Raw genomic sequence first — 21,043 nt, 5'->3', positions numbered from 1 at the left:
TCTTTCTTTTTTGTTATTAGAATTTTTTTAGTTTTTAGTTATAAGTGTTGGCAATTACTAGATTGAATCATTTTTTTATTGTATTATATTTCCTAGAGATTACATACTACATTACCTCTAGCCGAAGTAAAGCAAATAGACGATGTAAAAAGACATATTTTATCACCAAAAGAATTTCTTAAAGATTGATTAAAATTAAAAACAAGTGCTTTAGGCTATGCAGCAATGGGGGTTGGTACAACTGCTGTAAGTGCCTTTGCGGGAACCAAAGCAGGTGCATTGGTTGGAACTTTTTGGGGAGGTCCAATCGGAACTGCTGCTGGAGCTTGTATTGGCTTTGGTGTTTCTATAGGAGCTAGTATAGTAACTGATGGAATCAAATTTAACAAAGGTGATTGGAATCATGATGGTAAACAGGATTCGATAAAAGATAAAGTTAAAACTGGAATTGGAGCAGCTTTAGATAAAATTTTTTAGTTTTTGGGAGATTAATATGGAAAAATACCACGGAAAGAGCACGGAACAAATTATTCAGAAATTGATGCCTGGCAGTGTAAGATCGAGTGTCGTTATGGTATGGGTAGTTATTAATTTTATGATTTTAACTCCATTTTTATTTCCTCCAACCTTTACTATATACTTATATATAATTTTACCTTTTCTTTTCATTGCTAATATATGGGGAGTATGGGTATTTTTTTATAAACCAAATGAGCTAAGGCTGGTACACATTTTATATAATGGATTTATGGGAATAACTTTTTCTTTTGGAAGCTTTATAGTGATTCAAAAGATTGCATATACTTTTATTAAAATTGAAACACCTCTGTTTTTTATTGTTACTTTTGTGCTTTACATTCTTACAAACTATAAATTGATTTCTATTGGAATGAAAAGTTTTTTAAGGCGATTAAACAATGAAGAAAATGATAATATAAAAATTTCTCCAATTGTGTATGTATCAGGATTGGGATATATTATTGGACAAATATGTATAGGTACATTATCACAAAACGGTTTAGCGACGGTCTTAATTTTAGTCTTTTCTTTATTTGCTGTTGTGCTTAGTATATCTGGAGTATATATATGGGTATATGTTGATTTGAAGAGGAAGGAAATGGATGGGATGCATAATGGACAAATATAATGGCAACAACATAGTGAATTGTATACGAATATTAATACCATTTGATATAAGGAATGTAGTAGGGGCCTTTATGTGGGTTATCATGAATTTTATGCTACTTATCATTTTATTCATATTTCCACCGTTCAATATATACTCCTACGTAGCCTTACCATTTTATGTGATATGTAATCTATGGGGGATTTGGGTTTCCATTTATAAGCCCCGGCAGCCTCAGTTGCAACATTTACTATATTCTGGATTTGTTTCATTTAGTATTTCATTTTGTAGTTTTATAGCTGTGCAAAAGTTAGCTTACGAATTCGTAAAAATAGAGTCGCCTTTATTTTTTATTTTATCGCTTATTGCATATAGTTTAATTGTTTATAAATCTGAATTATTCTGGATTAAATATTTTACAGCCCGCTTAAGAGGGACAACGGATCAAAATGTAAAAATCCCTAAAATTGTATTTTTTTCAAGTTTAGGTTATATGATTGGTCAAATTAGTATTGGAATTTTGAGCCAAAAGGCTATGGCTATTTTATTAATCATTCTCTTCTCATTTTTTTCCGTTGTGTTCTTAGCTCTAAGTACACATGTATATTTTTACTTTGATTTTAGAAAACAAGGTATTACTTCGGGACATTTAAAAGAATTACATTCTCAAAAGAAACCTAAATTGTCAAGGAAGGAAAGGAGACAATCCGTGGCTGCTTCGGGACATGTAAATATACCACATTCTCAAAAGAAACCTAAACTTGCAAGAAAGGATATACGAAATTAAGAATTTGTAATTAAGTAAAGCCTAGATTTACGTAAATATCATGTCAAATGACAATAGAATTTTATCTTGTATGAATGGAAATTAAAGAAGTTAGATAGGAATCGGGTTGTTCGGAAAAATTCGATGTGTTCAAATACTAATTAGTATAAGATAGATATATAACTTATACTGATTAAAGCTTTACCGTACTGAAAAAATAATATTCACAAATTTTAATAGGTTTGGTATGATTAATTTCGACAAGTTAATCGAGGCCGGAGATATTTGAGATAAGCCATAAATTTATTTAGGGATACAGAAGTGTCCTCTAAATAATTTATGGCTTTTTTTATTGATGAAATGTGATCAATAGGAAGTTACATGTGAATAGGAGGGATATGCAAAATAAATAGTATAGTAATAACATAGGAGAATTGTATTTGTAAGATTGGAATTTTAATATAAGCTTATAAAAATAATGAAAGTATATCTTCTATTTCGTGTAAATCTCATTAACTTGTTGAAATTTACAACGTAGGAAGGGTTAAAAGGATGAAAAAAATTATTAGCGTATTAGTTATTTTCTTTATGACGGGAAGTATTTTTGTTGGGGGAGCTGTTCATGCGAAAGCAGAAGGGAAGCATGAATGGAATAAGAATAAGTTTTTAAATATTGCACATCGCGGAGCTAGTGGACATGCACCTGAGCATACTTTTGCTTCTTATGATTTAGTGAAAAAAATGAAAGCGGATTATTTGGAGTTAGATATTCAATTAACTAAGGATGGCCAATTAATTGCAATGCATGATACAGCAGTTGACCGCACTACAAATGGAACAGGTGAAGTACGAGATAAAACGTTAAGTGAAATAAAGAGCTTAGATGCAGGATCTTGGTTTAATAAAGCTTATCCAGAAAAGGCTAAGCAAGAGTACGTTGGTCAAAAAGTTCCGACTCTTGAAGAAATTTTCCAAAAGTACGGAAGAAGTATGAAGTATTACATTGAAACAAAATCACCAGATGTGTATCCAGGAATGGAAGAGAAATTATTAGCTTTATTAGAAAAATATAATTTAATAGGTCAAAACATGTCTTCTAGCCGTGTGATGATTCAATCATTTAGTAAAGATAGTTTAACAAAGATTCATAGTATGAATAAAAATATTCCGTTAGTTCAACTGCTTTGGTATTATCCAAATGAAAACAATGAGATTGTTGAATGGTCTGGCATTACACATGAACCGAAAAGTGTAACAAATGAAGATTTTCAAGAAATTAAAAAATATGCAGTTGGTATTGGACCGAACTTACGTAATGATAACGGAGAACTAATTATTGATGAGTCATATATGAAAATGGCTAGAAATAATGGATTGCTAATTCATCCTTATACAATTAATGAGAAACCAGATATGAGATTGTTAATGAAATGGGGTGCTACAGGAATGTTTACAAATTATCCTGATCGATTACATAGTGTGTTAAAAGAAAAATAAATAGGAGAAAAAGGTATACCGACGTTTTGGTATACCTTTTTCTATTATGCTAGATTATAGTAGTAGGATACATATTCTTCTAAGCCTTGAACTTCTTTTTCAGGCGGCTCAATACCGCCTTTTCTACCGTAGCAAACATTTCTCAAGTATTCTCCAAAAATCATAGAGCGACTTTTTTCATTTTCCATCCAATTATATCTATTAATTATAAACTCACCATCGAAACTTGTATCAAATGTATATGGGATACACGTAATAGTTTTAGGTAAATGTTTTTTTAATACTCGATATTGCCGACCAGCGCCTAAACTTTTGCATACAAATAGTAGCCGATTAATCTTTGTAAAATCAAAAATCTTTTTCGCTTCCATTACATTAGCGATAGAATGGAGAGAGTTTTTCTCGAACATGATAGCGTCTTTTGGTACGCCATGTTCCATTAATTTATTTACAATTACTTCTGCTTCTGACAAATCCCCGTAATTCCAGCTCGGATGTTTCATGCCATGTAAACTAGTACCACCTGTAACGATAATTTGATTTCCTAAACCTTTTCGATAAGCTTCTAGAGGAGCTTGCCAATTGCCCGGGTGAGAACCGCCGAAAACGAAAATGACATCACATTTTTGTGGTGTTATTTCTTTTAGAAAAGTCATTTCTGTAATTTGATCGATTTGTTTTTTCGTAAGAGTAGGGACATCAGGATATTTAGGTATTACCATTTGAAAACCTCCTATATAATAAAATGACAAATTCATTATATGGCGATTTTAATAAGTGGAAAAAGGGAAGCTTTTCATTTAAAAGTACCCCTTTTAAGATAACTCTCCAATAAACCAAATCTCTTTTTTATCGATTGCATCCTCATCATAAATGACTTCTTGAAAGTGAAACGTTTGGAAAGTAGAGAAAATTGAAATTCCCCATGTCTCCCAAAACTCAGACTCATTTGAAAGAGGGATCCACTTTTGAAATTCACTATTTCTATTAAGGAAATTATGAAAGTACCTTTCATTTTTAAATATAATCATTTGCGAATTCCACAAACTTTCTATAGAAATGAAAACAACAACTCGATATGTATGTGTATCGCTCGGTTTTATTTTTATTAAATGGTTTGCTTGATTTAATAAGGTTTGTATACATAATCGTTTTACTTTTCTAGGTGTTTTATGAGACTCGATAAAAGCTTGAGAAACTGGTAAAGGCATATACCAATATTCATCGTTATAGAAAGTAGAAGGGAACGTTTTTGTATGTTCCTCAATTTGTTTTATCATAGCGTTTGTTTTTCGTTTCATCCCACGTATTTTCTTTTCATGCATTGTGAGTCATCTCCATAAATTTTTGTAATGCAGCTGAGCGAAATATATCTTTTCTAGTAATAAAAGTAGTAGGAACTTTTTTGAAGCTATTTGGTAAAGGATTGAATGATACGTCATGTTCATGCTCCTTTAAAATTGATTTCATCATAATCGCTACGCCCATACTTGATTTTACACATGCAAGTATCGCTTCAATTGTTCCAAATTCTAATACTCGTTTAGGGGAGGTCCCCACTTCTTGAAGCCAGTCTTCTAATAAACTTCTATAATAACACCCGTGACTAAAAGCGAGTAAATTCATATCTTCTATGTCTGTAAGAGAGGATAGAGGTTTTTTACTAATGAGAACCAATTCTTCTTCACGAAATACAGTTGTATGAAGTTCATTATGCTGAGTAGAGCCAGCTATAAACGCTCCGTCTAGTTTTCGCTCTAATACAAGCTTAATTAGTTGTTCAGTCGTATTTGTTTCTAAAATCAATTCGACTTCTGGGTACTTCTCATAATAGGCCGTTAATATAGAGGGGAGCCTTACCGCAGTTGTAGATTCTGTACACCCAATTTTTAAAGTGCCTTTTGGTTCAGTTCCATTACTTTGAATCGCTTTTATAGATTGATCCATTAAGTGGATAATTTGTTTGGCATATGTTAATAAAATCTCACCGTTAGAAGTTAAAGTTACACCTTTTCCGTTTCTGTAAAATAAAGGAACACCTAATTCATTTTCTAGTTGTTTCATACGCATCGTTACGCCTGATTGCACGTAGTTCAAATTTTTTGCTGCGTGAGAAATATTATTTTCCTTCGCGACTTCGTAAAATACAGTTAAATCTTTTATGTCCACGTATCATTCCTCCAAAAAGGTATCAATTTTTTTGATGGATTATATGATGAATCTTTATTTTATATGATATCAGAACTTTCATACAATGGAAGGGGGAGGGATTATTATGTTGATTGAAGAAAGGGTGAATAGTACTTATAAATGGGTTATGTTAATTATTGCGACGATTGCTCAAACAACAGCGACACTTATAACGTATGGTATCGGGGTTTTCGCTTTATTTTGGAAAGAAGAATATGCACTTACGAATACGGAGAGTGGATTATTAGTAAGTGTTTTAAATGTTGGACCGTTATTTTGTATGCTTTTTGTCGGTCGGCTACTTGATCAATATAATGAAAAAATATTAATTTCTATTAGTTCATTTTTACTAGGGAGTTCGCTTTTGCTGACTAATATAGTAAATGGATTTAATGGGTTATTATTTGTACTTTTATTAATAGGAATGTTTTATAGTGTTTCCCAGCCAGGAGGAAGTAAAGTGATTTTAAAATGGTTCCGAAAAGAAAATCGTGGGTTAGCGATGGGAATAAGGCAAGCTGGTATACCGATTGGTGGCGCGTTAGCGGGAGTGCTAATCCCGTTTCTAACAATACAATATAATATGACTTACGCGATAAATAGTATTGCATGCATTTGTATTATTGGAGGGCTATTATTTTTTATATTTTATAAAGAGCCATATGTTGAGGAGGAAGCGAGGAAAGGACATATTAAAATTTCCTTTTGGATGGAGCTAAAAGTAGTAATCTGTAAAAAAGAGTTGTATCCAATTTATATAACGGGTATTTGCATGATTTCATTACAAATGGTGTTAGTTGGACACTTCATGAAATTTTTAGCAGGGGAACAATCGATTACATCTATTGTAGCCGGAACAGTATTTTCAGTTATGTTCTTTTCTGGAATGATTGGTCGTATTGCATTAGCAACTATTAGTGATGTGTTGTATAAGGGGAATCGGCGTATACCTTTATTTATAGCTGTATGCGCTTCTATCGGCTTGATTTTATTGTTAGTAATGAATATACATACAATAACGAGTGGAATCTTGTATAGTGTAAGTGCATTGTTAGGATTTTTTTCAATTGGATGGTTTAGTCTTTTTATAGCCGAAGTTGCTGAATTGGCAAGTGAAGAATTTGTAGGAATAACAGTGAGTGTAGCACTTACAATAAATCAAATTGCAATTATTATTGCCCCTGTTTTATTTGGTTATATTGTGGATGAGAAAGGGTATACGTATGCGTGGTTATGTATAGTAGTATTGTTAAGTATCTCGGCAGTCAGTTTATATAGAAAAAACAAAAAAATAAAAGAAAGTTAGCAATGTAAATTTTTATGAAGAAAATATAAAGAAATGCCGAGTGAGCGACATTTCTTTTTTTATTTGTTGTATAATCAAAGTATAAATGAGATTCATTTTCAATGAAGTTCATTGCCTGTAATTTTAGCTATAATGGTTTGTTTTTCTTTATCGTTATTTACATGATTTATTTTGTTTGAAAATTTTTAGCATCATTTCCTTTTAAAGTTATAATCTATTTTACTTAATATTAAATTATAACTATATTTTATTGTAGGATAATGAAACATCATATCATCTAAACAATTGTTTCTATCTGTGTTTTCATCGTAATAACTCCGTTTCTTATCTTGTGTAACAAATGTTACATAATATGTTGAAATTATAGTAGGGTGCATCCGATTGTAAGGTGGAAATTTTGCAAGAAAGAAATACAATAGAGAGTAGTCAAAAACTGAATATGAGAAAAAGGAATCTAGTTCATTTAGGTGAATAATAGGTAGTATTATAAAATATTTGAAAATTAAAAGATATAGAACAGAATGGATGTACGTTAAGTGAAACTATATAAAAGAGGGTTCCTATTATGCTAAAGAAATGGTTAATCGTTTTCTTTGTTTTTGCTATTTTTTGTGGGAGTGTCGTTGCACTCATACATGCAAATAAAGGTAAGAAGTATGATATAAAGGCATTTTCTAATTTAAATAGTAAGCAAAAGGACGATATGCAAGAAGTTGATGCAACTGAGAAAAAACGCTATGAAGCTGTAGCTGGAAAACTAGATCAATATTTAAAAGATAAAGGATTTAATGGGAGCGTTCTTGTAGCTAGTAAAGATCATGTGATTTTACGAAAAGGTTATGGATATGCGAATGTGAAAGATAAAGTAGTAACAACGCCAAGAACGAAATATCGTATTGGTTCTATTACGAAAACGGTCGTTGCAATATCTATTATGCAGCTAAAAGAAAAAGGGAAATTAAATATTGAAGACAATGTAAATAAGTATATTCCATCGTTTCCAGCAGATAAAAACATTACGTTACGAAATCTATTAACACACACATCTGGCTTGCCAGATCAAGGACAAGGTAGGGTGGATGCAGGGTCACGTTTAAAGTTAGTAACGTGGATTGGAGCGCAAAAATTGCAATTTCCTGCAGGGACAGGCTGGAAATATACAGACTATAATTATATGGTGCTTGCATATATTGTAGAAAAAATTACGAATAAACCGCTCGCTGAATACGTGAAAGAAAATATTTTTACTTCTGCTGGCATGTATGAATCTGGGATGGGGGCGACTCTCCCAGAAGATATTTTTTTAGCAGAAGGTTATACGAGAAAAGATAATGAATTAATAGCTGCCCCCCGCTTAAAAATGAACTGGTTGTATGGGTGTGGTGAAATGTATACAACTGTTGAAGATATGAAAAGATTAGATGAGGCAATAATGGATGGAAAGCTGTTATCTAAACAAAGTGTATTAGATATGTTTACTGCATCACCTGCAAGAAAATATGGATTTAGTTTCTATACGTATCCAGATTATTATCATAACCACGGGGTATTAGCAGGTTGGAATACTTTTAATAATTTTAACTGGGATAAAAAAACGTTTGTCATATTATTCTCTAACGTCCAAAATGGTATGAATGATGCATTTAATCAAGAGTTTAGGAAAATGGCGAGTGATTTAATAGAAGGAAAGGGAGCATGAAAGAGAAAGAGCCTCTAGCGAGAGGCTCTTCTTTTTTATAAAGTTGAAAATTCTTCAACAAGTTCACTAAAACGATGTAATGCACTTTCAATTGGTTCTGGCGTAGTTAAATCAACACCAGCTTTTTTCAATAAGTTTAATGGGTAGTCTGAACTTCCGCCTTTAAGGAATTCAATATAATGTTTTTGAGCATTTGGATCGCCGCTCAATAACTTATCAGCAATTTGGATTGCAGAAGCGAATCCAGTTGCGTATTTGTATACGTAAAATGGACGGTAGAAATGCGGTATTCTAGCCCATCCGTATTTTACTTCTTCGTCAAATACGAGGGAGTCGCCATTATACTCTCTAAATAAGTTTTCATAAACCTCGCTAAAGACTTGGGCATTTAATGGTTTACCTTGCTGTGCCATTTCATGCGTGATTTTTTCAAATTCAGCGAACATGATTTGTGTAAAGAAAGTGCCTTTAAATTTCTCAATGAAATGGTTTACTAAATGGTTACGTACGTTAGCATCTTTTGCTTCTTTTAATAAATGATGAATTAATAGCACTTCATTTACTGTAGAAGCGACTTCTGCGACAAAGATAGTATAGTGTGCAGAAATTCTTGGTTGGTATCCGTGTGAGTAGTGCGTATGCATACCGTGCCCACATTCGTGAGTAAGAGTGAAAAGGCTATTTAAATCATCATGATGATTTAAAAGAATGAAAGGATGAACGCCGTATACACCAAAGTTATAAGCACCGGAACGTTTTCCTGGCGTTTCTCTTACGTCAATATAACGTTTATCTTTAAAGCTTTTTAATGTTTCAATATATTCTTCACCTAAAGGAGCTAGTGATTCAATCATGATGTCAAACGCGTTATCATATGGAATGTCTTGTTTTACACCTTTTACTAAATCGACACTTAAGTCATATTGTCTTAGTTCATCGACATTTAATTTCTCTTTTCGAAGTTCATTATATGTATGTAAAAATTGAATGTTTTTTTTCGTCGTTTCAATTAAATTTTCATATACTTCTTTCGGAACCATGTCGCCAAATAATGATTTCTCTAACGCTGATGGATATTTTCTTAGCTTAGAAACAGTAACATTATTTTTAATAGCAGCAGATAAAGTAGAAGCGATAGAATTTTTCAATTGAACATATGGCTTGTAGTAAGCTTTATAGGCTTCTTTACGTTTTTCGCGGTTCTCATCTTCTATTAACTTTGCATACATTCCTCGTGTTAAAGTAACTTTTTCTCCATCATTAGTAGTCACTTCACCAAATAGTATATCTGCATTATTTAACATGCCGTATGTATGCTGAGGAGAGGAAAGTGCTTCGCCCATTTGTGATAAAACCTCTTCTTGGTCCTTATTCAATACGTGTTTTTTATAACGGTATAATTCAAATAAATCTTCTTTATAATATTGTAAGCCTTCAGCTTCTTCTATATAAGTGTGTAATGTGTTTTCATCTACGCTAAGTAAGAATGGAGAAAAGAAAGATTTAGCCGCACTTACTTTTACTTGTAATTGTGATACTTTATCGACAAGAGATTGGGCGTCAGTATCGCGTGTATCAAGATCAGATTGTAATCGTGCATAAGCGAACATTAAAGATAGTATGCTAGAAATTTCTTCACTCTTTGTTAAATAGGATAATAAACTATTGCCATCGTGAATATTTCCATTAAACTCGTGTAGTTCTTTCGTTAATACTTCAATTTTATGAAAATCACTTTCCCAATCTTCAATGGTATCGTAAATATCCGTTAAATCCCATTTTTCTTTATCATCTACTTGTAGTCGATCTTTAAGTTCTGTCATAATCATTTCCTTTCTAAATATGTAGTTATATTCCTATATAACTATGAAATACAACAAATTGCAAAAAATCCCTGCTGAAAATTAAAAAGCCTTGCTAAAAGGCAAGGCTAAAAAAATTATAATGTAATTCCGAATTTTGAATGTAAAAGATTTTTATATTGCATATCTGTAACTTTTTCTTTCGTTTTTTTACCGTTTTTCGCTATGGTCAGACTATCCTTCGTTAAAGATGCATGCCCATCTTCAGTTAGTTTTACAATAAGAGGTACTTTGTTAAACGGTGAGCCATCGTGTTCAACAATAATTTTTTGTGCTGCATTTGCTTTTTTTTCATCCACTTCTTCTATATAAAATGCATAGCCTAACGTCCAATCATCAGTAGAAGATTGATCCAAAAACTCATTATTTTTACGCATCTCTAATATGTAGTTTCCTTTTTCGGTCATTTCTTTACGAATACGATAATCTCCTGTAACGGATTGAACGACTTCACCTGAGAAAGGAACAGGTGCAAGCGGTAAGTATGATCCGAATCCAACTTCAATTAAATAAAGCTCATTATGATGTGTTAAAACGGTTGCGATATGTCCGGAATCAACGGCCCATATGGAATTTGCAGCGTTATACACTGTTCCTGAAACGAGATGAACATCAAATCCAGCGTCTTTAAGGAAGTAATACATAGTAGGATTGAGTTCATAACAAAGACCACCACGATTGTTTACTAAAATTTTTTCTTTTAGATTTTCTTTTGATATTTCCTTAAAATTCTTTTCGAGAACATTTAAGTTTTCAAATGGGACAGTTTGTGCCATTGCGTACATAATGTTAGGTAAATCTTCAAATGAAACTTTGTCTTTTTCTTCTATATGTAATCGTGCGAAAAATTGTTTTTGAAAGTCTGTCATAGGAACCCCTCCGTTAAACGATTTATATATATTGTATCTAATATCGCAAGAGGAAACATCTGCATATGTGCGTACGACTAAAGTATGACACCTTTACTTCTTGCTATACATATAGTATGATGATTTCAGTAAATTAGATTTCAATGACTATAATATAAATTATTGAGAGGTGCTTTTTGTGAGTGCGGTAGGTACTAAATAGGAAAAATTGAATGAAATAAATCAGATAAGAACAGGGGATTTTTATGTATACCATACCCCTAATTTTGTCATGGATTTATTTCGATACCTATGAAGATACCTACAATACTTTATAAAGCGTGTAATAAGGGGATTGCCATCCGTTTTTTATGGCTTATTTCCTCATATGTTATTACTCATGCCTTGTAAATGTAAAAGCTGCGGTATCCCCGTAGCTTTTTTGTGTATATTTTTAATGTTTAAAAATGGTAACTGAATAATGTAGAACTCATTGGAATCTAATGAGTAGGTATCTTCATTTATGATAGAAATCAATCATAGTGAGGAGAAACAAAATGAATACGATGACTTTTGAAAAGTTACAGTATAACGAATTAAAGGATATAGTGAAATCTTATTGTGTAAGTGGATTAGGTAAGGAATTATTAAATAAATTAGAACCAAGTACGAGTATTAAAGTAGTGAGAAATCGTTTGAATGAAACAACTGAAGCACGAGCTATATTAGATGCAGAAGGGCATGTTCCTTTCTTTGGGATTTCAAATATTGCTAGTACAATTCAAAAATTAGAAAAAGGGATGATTTTAGATCCGGAAGAATTAGTAAGTGTTTCAGACTTTTTACGTGGATGTAGAAAAATTAAAAAGTTTATGTTAGATAAAGAATTTTTTGCGCCAGTATTAGCTTCTTATGCAAATTCAATGACTGAATTTAAAAGTATTGAAGAGGAAATTAATTTTTCAATAAAAAGTAATGGTATTGATTCTGCCGCTAGTAAAGAGTTAAAACGAATTCGAAATAACATTGATTCGGTAGATGGGAAAATAAAAGAACGTTTAACGAAGTTTTTAAATAGTAGTGCAAATAAGAAGTATATTCAAGAATTCTTTATTAGTAAGAAGGACGATAGGTACACGATTCCGATTAAATCTTCTTATAAAAATCAAGTTGCGGGAAGTATAGTTGAAGCTTCCGCTAAAGGTTCTACTGTATTTATAGAACCGCATACGGTTACAAAGTTAAATGTGGAACTCGCAAGTTTGAAAGCAGAAGAAGCGATGGAAGAATATCAAATTTTAGCGACTTTATCAGGAATGGTAGTAGAAAATATTTATCATATAAAAATTAATATGGAATTGATTAGTCAGTATGATATGGTGTTTGCGAAAGCGAAGTTTAGTAAATCGATTGATGGAATAGAGCCGAAGTTAAATGATCACGGCTATATTCATTTAGTAAATTGTAAGCATCCGCTTTTAAGTGGAAAAGTAGTACCATTAAACTTTGAAATCGGTCAAAACTATCGTAGTTTAATTATTACAGGGCCGAATGCGGGCGGGAAGACAATTGTGTTAAAGACGATTGGATTGTTAACATTGGCGACAATGTCAGGTTTGCATATTGCCGGAGATAAAGAAACAGAAATTGCTATTTTCGAAAATGTATTTGTAGATATTGGTGATAATCAAAGTATTGAAAACGCACTCAGTACATTTTCATCACATATGAAAAATTTATCTGAGATTATGAGGATGTCAAATAATAATACGTTGCTACTATTTGATGAAATAGGAAGCGGGACTGAACCGAATGAAGGGGCAGCACTTGCAATTTCTATTTTAGAGGAGTTTTATCTTGCAGGATCTATTACTGTTGCGAGTACGCATTACGGTGAAATTAAACGTTTCTCAGAGATGCACGATGATTTCATGAACGCAGCGATGCAATTTAATAGTGAAACGTTAGAACCACTTTATAAATTAGTAATCGGTAAATCAGGGGAAAGCAATGCGCTCTGGATTGCGAATAAAATGAACGTAAGAGAACATGTACTGAAAAGAGCAAAAGAGTACATGGGAAATAAAGAATATACATTAGAAAAAGTGAATGAAAGTAAAATTAGAAAACCGAAATTCGTGCAAGAAAAAAGAGAAAATCACTACGAGTACAAAATCGGTGATCGTGTAAATTTATTAGATTATGATGATTTTGGTATTATCTATAAGGAAATAGATAATTTCTATAATGTTGTTGTATATTATAACGGCGAATTTGTTGAAGTAAATGTAAAACGCATTACTTTAGAAGTAGCAGCAAAAGAATTATATCCAGAGGGATACGATTTAAATACACTATTTGTCGATTATAAAGAGAGAAAAATGCAACACGACATTGAGCGTGGATCGAAAAAAGCACTTCGTAAAATCCAAAAAGAAATAAGAAAAAATAGATGATAAATTAAAATGGTAACGATTAGACAAGAACGACAAACCGATTATAGAAAAACGGAAGAAGTTGTACAACAAGCATTTTTACATGAAGAATTTAGTGATAAAAAGGAACATGAACTTGTAAAACGTATTAGAGAGTGTGACGCATTTATTCCAGAGTTATCAATCGTTGCAGTAGATGAAGAAATAGTCGGTCATATTATGTTATCTAAAATTACGATAGAACAAGATGGAGCTTCTGTAGATTCATTAGCGCTTGCACCAGTATCAGTTGCTAGGGGCTATCAGAAAAAAGGAATTGGTGGAAAGCTTATAGTAGCTGCGTTAGAAAAAGCGAAAGAACTTGGATACGGATCAGTTGTAGTATTAGGACATCCAAAGTACTATCCGAAATTTGGTTTTAAGAAAGCAAGTGAGTGGAATATAAAGGCACCATTTGAAGTGCCTGAAGAAGTGTTTATGGTAATGGAATTAACAGAAAATGCTCTTGAAAGTGTAAAAGGAGTTGTACAATATTCGAGTGCTTTTGCTGAGTAGGAGTATCGGTTAAGAAATGTAATCATAAAAGATGCTATCTTTTTGTATGGATATACAGAAAGGTAGCGTTTTTTATTAAGTGAAGCTACTTACATATATTTTGCTCAATGAATAATTTTGGTGGTAAAATTGATATAGAAATGTAAAGGGAGAGAAAAAAGAATGAAGACTCGAGAAACAGATAGCAACGTAGTTACGTTATATGTTACAAGACATGGTAAAACAATATTAAATACGAACCATCGCGCGCAAGGTTGGGCAGACTCTCCGTTAGTAGAAAAAGGTGTGGAAGTTGCCTCTAATTTAGGAACGGGATTAAAAGATATTCATTTTACAAGTGCGTATAGTAGTGATAGTGGCCGCGCGATTGAAACTGCTAATTTAGTATTAAAATATAGTGAGCAATCAAAATTGAAACTTGAGCAAAGAAAAAAATTACGAGAATTAAATTTTGGTATTTTTGAAGGTGAAAAACTTGATAATATGTGGGATGCGGTTGGAAAAGCTGCAGGCGTTGCATCACCAGAAGAACTTATGAAGTTTTCTATTCAAGAAGTTATTGATCTTATTAGAGCAGCAGATCCTACGAAACAGGCGGAAGATTGGGAATTATTTTCTACTCGTATAAAAGCAGAGATAGATAATATTAGTGAAGAAGCAGCTAAAAATGGCGGCGGTAACGTTTTAGTTGTCGTTCATGGGCTGTTGATTACAACCTTAATAGAAATGTTAGACAGTAGTAAAACAAAACTTGGAGTGGAAAATGCTAGTGTGACGAAGATTGTATATCAAGACGGAACATATACAGTCGAGTCGGTTGGAGATATGAGCTATGTTGCAAAAGGGAAAGAGAGTGTGGAAATATAAAAATATCTCAAATAGAGATAAGAAAAGGAAGATAGAGAAATCTAGCTTCCTTTTCATTTTATGAATTATGGAATCAACAAAATCTTCCCTGTACTTTTTCTGCTCTCTAATAATTCATGGGCGCGAGCACCGTCTTGTAAAGAGAATGTAGTAGGACTTGCAATGTTTAATTTTCCACTAGCGATCCAATCAAATAATTGAGTAGAGCGCTGCTTACGTTCTTCAAAGGTAGTAAGCACGTTCCAAAGGTCTCCGCCAGTTAAAGTTTTTGAAGTATCCATAAGCATGCGCGGATCAACGGGAGCAGGATTACCGCCGGCCATTCCGTAAAATACAACAGTACCACCAACTTTAGTAGCGTTAAAACTTTCCTCAAGTGTAGAGCCTACTGATTCATATACAACATTTACTCCGGTTCCATTTGTTATTTCAACTACTTTTGTATGCCATGCTTCCGTATATAAAAATACGTGATCAGCACCAGCTAATGTAGCTATCTGTGCTTTTTCTTTTGATGACGTGAGACCGATTACTTTTCCGCCTAGTAGTTTAATTATTTGAATAAGAAGTTGACCAACGCCGCCAGCTGCAGCGTGCACTAAAGCTATATCACCTTGTTTTATTTTATAGCTATCTTTCGTTAAATAATGTGCTGTTAAGCCTTGTAATAATACTGAAGCGGCTGTTTCAAAAGAGATAGAATCTGGAAGCTTAATTGCTTTCTCTGATGGAACGGCAACTAGTTCTGCATTTGCAAATGGGACATCAGCAAATGCAATACGATCTCCAGGATTAATATTTGTAACGTCAGCTCCTACTTTTTCAACAATACCAGCCCCTTCATAACCTAATACATATGGCGGGTTGCCAGCGAGATGATAATCACCGCGCCGTCTATAATTATCAGCAAAGTTTAAACCGATTGCTTTCGTGCGGACAAGAATTTCATTTGGATTTATGATTGGATCATTTAGTTCTTTATATTGTAGTACATCCGGATTTCCGAACTGTTCGAAACAAAGTGCTTTCATATGGAATACCTCCATTTTTATTGTTTGTAGATGCTCTTTATCATACAATACAAATATCAATAGACAAAGAGGATTATTTCGATGAAATCAATCGGGAATATCGATTGAAAAGAGGGATGATAAATGGAGATAAAACAATTAATTACATTTAAAGTAGCGGCGGATACTTTGAATTTTACACAAACTGCGAAGAAATTAAACTTTGCTCAATCGAGTGTGACAGCGCAAATTAAAACGTTAGAAGCTGAGCTAGGTACGCCGTTATTTGAAAGATTAGGAAAACGCCTTTTCTTAACGGAAGCAGGTAGGAAGTTTCAACTATATGCCGACAAGATGATTGTACTCAGTAACGAAGCAAAAATGGCTGTGAAACATGATGAGGGAATAGCAGGTACATTAATAATCGGTGCGCAGGAAAGTCAATGTACATATAGACTTCCATCTATATTAAAGAGGTTTAAAGCACAATTCCCTCAAATAAAACTTATATTTAAACCAGCGTATTCCAATAAAGATGCGAAGGAACAATTGATGGAGGGAAAAGTCGATCTTGCCTTTATTTTGGACGAATGTAAAACAGAAGATGCTTTACATGTGAAGCCGCTTATGAAAGAAGAATTAAAAATAGTAGCTGCTTCAGGGCATCATTTACTCGAGAAAGCTTCCATTTCTACAAAAGATTTAGAAAGTGAGACGTTGTTGCTAACAGAGCTAGGGTGCTCGTACCGGACTTTATTTGAAGAGCTACTTCGTACAGAAGAGGTGTATCCAGCAAATAAAATTGAGTTCGTTAGTGTAGAGGCAATTAAACAATGTGTTATTGCAGATTTAGGAATAGCTGTGTTACCAGCAATAGTAGTAGAAAAAGATATACGAGAGGGGACGATAAAAGAGTTACATTTAGAAAGTGCAATCTCACCGATTTATACACAAATCGCTTGGCATAAAGATAAATGGATGACAGCTCCGCTACAGCAATTTATTGATGTGACTAGGGAGTTTTTTACAACAGATTAAGTGGAGAAATATTTATTTTATATAAAAGAAAAAATGGCAATTTTGTATAAAGAACCGATGCTTGCATGTAACAAGTATCGGTTCTTTTATGTTTTAAATAAAGGATGCTATAACATGTGTATTTCTCAACTTTTTTTCTTAGACGATTACGTAAATTTCTTCGTATATTCCAATAATCATAAGGAAATTTACAACGTTTATTCGTTTCTGTAAGATGCCTCTAGGAAGCATGAAAGGAGGGGCGTACATAGGGGATAGATTGTCTTTATTATACGTACTTTTTTTGAGGGAGGAAATTGAAAATGTTTAAAAAGTTAATGAAAGTATGCGTGTTAAGTGTAGCGAGTGTAGGGGTATTATTTAGTTTCCAAGGAAGTACATTTGCAGCTACTGATTTAAGTAGTTATTATGACGGGAAAAATCCAGCAACAACGAAAGTATACGGAGGCAGTACAACGTGTGATGCAGATGGATTTAATGCAAAGTCTACAGCGGTGTACGAAGGTAGTAAAAAAGTAGGGACAGTGTATTTACGTTACAGTAATAAATGTCATGCAGCTTGGGCTAAGTTTGTTTTAGATCAACCAGCACCAGCTGTTTCAGGAGGAGTGTATGCGTACGCTGTTGTGAATAAATACAAAAATGGTGTGTTTCAAAAATCAGTCACTTCCAATCAAGGAAATGGCACAATTAAAACTGGTCAAACGAGTACTTATACAGGAATGGTATTTGATTTAACTGCTGATTTCGGATACACAGCAGATGCTGAAGCAGTTACGTTTAATAACGGTTACGGGAAAACAGCACGTTATTAATAAAGGAGTGAAATTATATGAAGCTATTAAAAAAGGTGAGTGCATGTTTATTGCTATCTTTAATCGTTGTAACTAGTATGTTTAGTACAACTAATAGCGATAAAGCATATGCAGAAGACCATTCATATGATGGGAAAAGTCCGTATTACAATAGTTGTGATCAATCAGCAGTAACGAAAGAAAAGAAGTGGATTGATTCCAATTCTTATGTGGAATTAAAATTTAGCACAACGTGTAAGACAGCGTGGGCAAAAGTTACAGTAACTCGTGCAGCAGTATATAATAACGAAGCTGATGCAAGAATCGTAAGAAAAACAGATGGAAAGGCATATACTTGCGGGAGTGCTGGAGGAAATGGTGTTGTGAATAAAGGGCAAACATCATGCTATACACCAATGGTATATGATTTAGATCCAAGAAAGGCACAGGCGCAAGGGAAACATGCTATACCGAATAGTGACGCATATAATTATGCGGAGACTATTTGGTATTGATCATATTATAAAAAATTTAAGATAGTATATTTAAAGAGCATGTTTTGATTGGTTTTCAAAGCGTGCTCTTTGTTTATCCGGTATAAACGAATAGTAAGACTCTAACTTCGAACCTCAACTGAAGTAAAGCAGGTAGTGGGATTGTTTGTAAAGATCTAATTAAGTATGGATGTTTCTTTGGACATTGGGATTATTTAACATAAGTAGTTTTCATATCTCCTTATTTATGCTCTAATTAAACCAAAGGAGGGGAGTAGATGAGTAATGAGATTAAACGATATGTAATGTGCACTTTAATATTTACATGGATACTATGGGGGCTACTAATTAACTTAATAAAATTTAACATTACGACATTTGGTACACCGCTAGCGATGATAGTATTTGTTTTTGGGGGAATCATGCCGGCAATCGTTGCAATTAGCTTAAAGAAAAAATATGGATCAAAAGAAGAGTTCAGAGTGTTTATAAAAAATGTTGTTAATCCTAAGTATCATTTTTTATGGTATATTCTAATCGTTGTTTTGGCTTTTATTAGTTGTTATCTGCCAATAATATTTGGTGGAGCAACGATGCAAAAACCCTTATACGTAGCATTACTTAGTTTTCCAATAATGATCGTTGGTGGTGGTCTTGAAGAAATTGGATGGAGAGGATTCTTACAAGCTGCCCTTCAGAAAAGGTTTTCGGTATTTTTAAGTACGGTTATTGTGAGTGGTATATGGGCTATTTGGCACTGGCCGTTATGGTTTATTCCAGGCACGAATCAAACTCAAAGGGATTTTATAGCCTTCATAATTACGACAATGGCTGTGTCTTTCTTACTTACTACAATTTTTAACGCAACTAAAAGTATTTTTATGTGTCTAATTTTTCATGCGCTTCTTAATTCTTTTTGGAGTGTGTATGTGCCAAATGACAAAGTGTTACCAGTAATTCCAACTTTAATTTTCTGAATTTTCGTTTTTATTTTATATAAAGTCGTAATAAAAAGAAAGAACCTCTTATTGATTAAGTAACTCAAATAATAGAAGGAAAAATAGTAATATATTTTTTAATGGATATTAAACTAATCAATAAGAACACGACACACGACACAAACATAATTAAAATATAATACAAGTTTGTGCCGCAAAAAAATTGCAGAACTATAAACAACATCAAAAAGAATGAAGAGCCTTTTCGTATATAAACAATGCTAACGACAGTTATAGTAGTTGAGTTGTTAGAATTAACTAAGATCTGTATCAGGAGGAGTATATCCAAGGTGACGAGTCATTGATACAATTTGTCCTTTATGGTGAAACTCATGCGTCTCTGTATGAGTTAAAAGCCATAGCGGTGTTGTACTCCAAGGTTCTTTTTGCCATTTCACTTCATTTGCTATATTTTCGAGCCAACGGTCATTGTATTCATCTAAAAAACGTTGTACAGTTTCATCTACTAACTTAAATCTAGCACGTACTTTCGTGACATCTGCATGCTCAATTTCATAATCGCTAGCGAATGAAAAATCTGCTCGCTTTTGTTTAAATGCGAATGATCCAAGCCAGTATCGATAGCAATCGGCTACATGAATATGTGTCTTTATAATGCTACCGCTCCCGAAATTCGGAACAGTGCTATGTAATTTTTCTAGTGGGATTTCTTCCAAAAACGAAAATAGAGTTTCTCTTGTAGAGCTAATAAGATTATATTGTTGTTTTAAAATATGTAACATGAAAATACACTCCTCTTTTATTTACATAGTAAGTAATTCTATATTTACGAGGAGTGAACCTTTTTATTATTTTTAATAAGCATATTAGATGTATTTTTTTATTGTTTCTGATAGATTAAACAATGTAAAACGTTAATGAATTGAACATTTTTAGTTCAGAATAAATTGTACATCAAGAAGGGGAACGATAAAATGAATAGACTAGTTGGCTTAAAACAATTTGAAATAACGCGCGGAGCATTACTTACATTTATGGAAACGTTAGATGATAAAACAGTGGATACGCAACCAGAGGGTTTCAACAATACAATTCGTTGGCATATTGGGCATGTGTTAACGGCAGCAGAAGTTTTCATGTTTGGAAAAGAATTTAAACAATTACCAACTGAATATCCAGGTATGTTTGGGTATGGATCAAGACCGTCTAAATGGGAAACAGAGGGGCCGTCATTGGAAGTGTTAACGGCTCAATTAAAAGAACAAGCGAAACGTATTAACGAAATTCCAGCAGAAGCATTTGAAAATAAACTGCCAGAGCCATTCCTAGGATTGGAAACAGTAGGGGAGCTATACGGTATGATGCTTTATCATGAAGCGGATCATATTGGACAAATGAAGGCGATGGAACGTATTATTAAAGCTCTTTAGTTTAAAGTGCATATAAAAAACGAAATTACACCTATATTGTGAAATAATATAACGACAAAAAGAGGTTGTCCCAAAAGTAGCTGAATAGCTACTTTTGGGCAACCTCTTTCTTTACAGAAAATATAAAAAAGAATCGTCCATCTTTGATATAATTAAGTCACCACAAC

General features: G+C 33.1%; 19 protein-coding genes and 3 pseudogenes. 14 read left to right on the top strand and 8 right to left on the bottom strand.

The annotated features are described in order from the left end of the window. Positions 1–105 precede the first annotated feature (105 nt). From ACTFSI_RS23020 to ACTFSI_RS23005, 4 genes and pseudogenes are all read left to right on the top strand, one after another. Positions 106–477, top strand: a pseudogene (locus ACTFSI_RS23020) (type VII secretion protein); the annotation flags it as partial. Between the two features lie 16 nt (positions 478–493). Beyond that, positions 494–1,147, top strand: a complete 654-nt coding sequence (locus ACTFSI_RS23015) for a hypothetical protein (protein ID WP_000417234.1) — start codon at positions 494–496, stop codon at positions 1,145–1,147. Continuing rightward, a complete protein-coding gene (locus ACTFSI_RS23010; protein ID WP_044793315.1) occupies positions 1,122–1,913 on the top strand; it encodes a hypothetical protein in 792 nt (263 codons plus the stop codon). Before ACTFSI_RS23015 ends, ACTFSI_RS23010 begins: the two co-directional genes overlap by 26 nt. Before the next feature lie 531 nt (positions 1,914–2,444). Continuing rightward, positions 2,445–3,389: a glycerophosphodiester phosphodiesterase gene (locus tag ACTFSI_RS23005; protein WP_044793314.1), complete on the top strand. Its 945-nt coding sequence runs from the start codon at positions 2,445–2,447 to the stop codon at positions 3,387–3,389. Positions 3,390–3,433: 44 nt separating this feature from the next. On the opposite strand, the gene ACTFSI_RS23000 is transcribed toward ACTFSI_RS23005, so the two are convergent. From ACTFSI_RS23000 to ACTFSI_RS22990, 3 genes are all read right to left on the bottom strand, one after another. Continuing rightward, the gene (locus ACTFSI_RS23000; protein ID WP_044793313.1) at positions 3,434–4,111 is read right to left on the bottom strand and encodes a YdcF family protein; all 678 of its coding nucleotides are present in this window, start codon (positions 4,109–4,111) and stop codon (positions 3,434–3,436) included. A gap of 93 nt (positions 4,112–4,204) precedes the next feature. Then, positions 4,205–4,714: a DUF3916 domain-containing protein gene (locus ACTFSI_RS22995; RefSeq protein ID WP_044793311.1), complete on the bottom strand. Its 510-nt coding sequence runs from the start codon at positions 4,712–4,714 to the stop codon at positions 4,205–4,207. Continuing rightward, positions 4,707–5,558 carry a LysR family transcriptional regulator gene (locus tag ACTFSI_RS22990; protein WP_242261549.1) on the bottom strand — a complete coding sequence of 284 codons (852 nt, stop codon included), beginning with the start codon at positions 5,556–5,558 and terminating at the stop codon, positions 4,707–4,709. Before ACTFSI_RS22990 ends, ACTFSI_RS22995 begins: the two co-directional genes overlap by 8 nt. A 106-nt stretch (positions 5,559–5,664) precedes the next feature. Here ACTFSI_RS22990 and ACTFSI_RS22985 point away from each other — a divergent pair, with 106 nt between their 5' ends. Beyond that, positions 5,665–6,885 carry an MFS transporter gene (locus ACTFSI_RS22985; protein WP_044793309.1) on the top strand — a complete coding sequence of 407 codons (1,221 nt, stop codon included), beginning with the start codon at positions 5,665–5,667 and terminating at the stop codon, positions 6,883–6,885. 98 nt (positions 6,886–6,983) lie between these two features. On the opposite strand, the pseudogene ACTFSI_RS22980 reads toward ACTFSI_RS22985, so the two are convergent. Continuing rightward, positions 6,984–7,096: pseudogene (locus tag ACTFSI_RS22980) on the bottom strand (ABC transporter ATP-binding protein). A 354-nt stretch (positions 7,097–7,450) separates the two neighbouring features. On the opposite strand from ACTFSI_RS22980, the gene ACTFSI_RS22975 reads away from it, so the two are divergent. Then, entirely contained in the window at positions 7,451–8,584 is a 1,134-nt protein-coding gene (locus ACTFSI_RS22975) for a serine hydrolase domain-containing protein (RefSeq protein WP_000915218.1), read from the top strand. A 35-nt stretch (positions 8,585–8,619) separates the two neighbouring features. Here the strand turns inward: ACTFSI_RS22975 and pepF are convergent, their stop codons facing one another. Both pepF and ACTFSI_RS22965 read right to left on the bottom strand, forming a co-directional pair. Continuing rightward, complete coding sequence (gene pepF, locus ACTFSI_RS22970; protein WP_440045661.1) at positions 8,620–10,407, bottom strand: oligoendopeptidase F; 1,788 nt, start codon at positions 10,405–10,407, stop codon at positions 8,620–8,622. 116 nt (positions 10,408–10,523) lie between these two features. Beyond that, positions 10,524–11,315 carry an arylamine N-acetyltransferase family protein gene (locus ACTFSI_RS22965; protein ID WP_000129179.1) on the bottom strand — a complete coding sequence of 264 codons (792 nt, stop codon included), beginning with the start codon at positions 11,313–11,315 and terminating at the stop codon, positions 10,524–10,526. A 536-nt stretch (positions 11,316–11,851) separates the two neighbouring features. Between ACTFSI_RS22965 and ACTFSI_RS22960 the strand changes: the two genes are divergently transcribed. The 3 genes from ACTFSI_RS22960 to ACTFSI_RS22950 all read left to right on the top strand — a co-directional run bounded on the left by ACTFSI_RS22960 (position 11,852) and on the right by ACTFSI_RS22950 (position 15,151). Next, entirely contained in the window at positions 11,852–13,750 is a 1,899-nt protein-coding gene (locus ACTFSI_RS22960; RefSeq protein ID WP_044793305.1) for an endonuclease MutS2, read from the top strand. Positions 13,751–13,759: 9 nt separating this feature from the next. Then, on the top strand, positions 13,760–14,284 hold the full coding sequence (locus tag ACTFSI_RS22955) for a GNAT family N-acetyltransferase (RefSeq protein WP_044793303.1): 525 nt from the start codon (positions 13,760–13,762) through the stop codon (positions 14,282–14,284). A gap of 162 nt (positions 14,285–14,446) precedes the next feature. After that, on the top strand, positions 14,447–15,151 hold the full coding sequence (locus ACTFSI_RS22950; RefSeq protein ID WP_044793302.1) for a histidine phosphatase family protein: 705 nt from the start codon (positions 14,447–14,449) through the stop codon (positions 15,149–15,151). Between the two features lie 65 nt (positions 15,152–15,216). Here the strand turns inward: ACTFSI_RS22950 and ACTFSI_RS22945 are convergent, their stop codons facing one another. Further along, positions 15,217–16,182 carry a quinone oxidoreductase family protein gene (locus ACTFSI_RS22945; RefSeq protein WP_044793301.1) on the bottom strand — a complete coding sequence of 322 codons (966 nt, stop codon included), beginning with the start codon at positions 16,180–16,182 and terminating at the stop codon, positions 15,217–15,219. Positions 16,183–16,305: 123 nt separating this feature from the next. Between ACTFSI_RS22945 and ACTFSI_RS22940 the strand changes: the two genes are divergently transcribed. From ACTFSI_RS22940 to ACTFSI_RS22925, 4 genes and pseudogenes are all read left to right on the top strand, one after another. Continuing rightward, entirely contained in the window at positions 16,306–17,199 is an 894-nt protein-coding gene (locus tag ACTFSI_RS22940; RefSeq protein WP_044793300.1) for a LysR family transcriptional regulator, read from the top strand. A gap of 302 nt (positions 17,200–17,501) precedes the next feature. Then, complete coding sequence (locus ACTFSI_RS22935; RefSeq protein WP_000473749.1) at positions 17,502–18,014, top strand: YjfA family protein; 513 nt, start codon at positions 17,502–17,504, stop codon at positions 18,012–18,014. Between the two features lie 17 nt (positions 18,015–18,031). Beyond that, positions 18,032–18,508 carry a DUF2690 domain-containing protein gene (locus ACTFSI_RS22930; RefSeq protein ID WP_044793299.1) on the top strand — a complete coding sequence of 159 codons (477 nt, stop codon included), beginning with the start codon at positions 18,032–18,034 and terminating at the stop codon, positions 18,506–18,508. A gap of 257 nt (positions 18,509–18,765) precedes the next feature. Next, positions 18,766–19,527 (top strand): annotated as a pseudogene (locus ACTFSI_RS22925) (CPBP family intramembrane glutamic endopeptidase). A gap of 212 nt (positions 19,528–19,739) precedes the next feature. Here ACTFSI_RS22925 and ACTFSI_RS22920 read toward each other — a convergent pair. Next, on the bottom strand, positions 19,740–20,228 hold the full coding sequence (locus ACTFSI_RS22920; RefSeq protein WP_000902397.1) for a DinB family protein: 489 nt from the start codon (positions 20,226–20,228) through the stop codon (positions 19,740–19,742). A 192-nt stretch (positions 20,229–20,420) separates the two neighbouring features. Between ACTFSI_RS22920 and ACTFSI_RS22915 the strand changes: the two genes are divergently transcribed. Then, a complete protein-coding gene (locus ACTFSI_RS22915; RefSeq protein WP_044793298.1) occupies positions 20,421–20,876 on the top strand; it encodes a DinB family protein in 456 nt (151 codons plus the stop codon). The last annotated feature ends 167 nt before the right edge of the window (positions 20,877–21,043 follow it).

The organism is Bacillus cereus group sp. MYBK101-2 (assembly GCF_051918845.1).
Lineage (GTDB): Bacteria > Bacillota > Bacilli > Bacillales > Bacillaceae_G > Bacillus_A > Bacillus_A paranthracis.
This window is presented reverse-complemented; position numbering and strand designations above follow the sequence as displayed.